Origin of the sequence: Ciceribacter ferrooxidans (genome assembly GCF_004137355.1) — a bacterium.
Taxonomy (GTDB): Bacteria; Pseudomonadota; Alphaproteobacteria; order Rhizobiales; family Rhizobiaceae; genus Allorhizobium; species Allorhizobium ferrooxidans.
In genome coordinates, this window is record NZ_SDVB01000308.1 from 1 (window position 1) to 250 (window position 250).

Consider the following 250-nt stretch of genomic DNA (forward strand, 5'->3'; position numbering starts at 1 on the left):
TACCCCATAGCGGTATCCAGCAGAGACACTTCGACATAGCAGCCTTCACCGGTATTGCCACGGTTCATGAGCCCCGCAAGGATGCCCGATGTTGCGTGCATACCGGTTCCCAGGTCAACCGGCGAAAAGCTCACGCGGGCCGGCGCGCCATTGCGCTGCCCCATCGTACTGATCATCCCGCTGAACGCCTGCAGCATGACATCGTAGCCGGGCTCATTGCCCATCGGCCCTTCGCGCCCATAGCCTGATA

At 61.2% G+C, this 250-nt stretch carries 1 protein-coding gene; it reads right to left on the minus strand.

From position 1 onward, the window contains the following. On the minus strand, positions 1–224 hold a 224-nt coding region (locus tag EUU22_RS20140), incomplete at its 3' end, for a CoA transferase (RefSeq protein ID WP_245485185.1). Positions 225–250 lie beyond the last annotated feature (26 nt).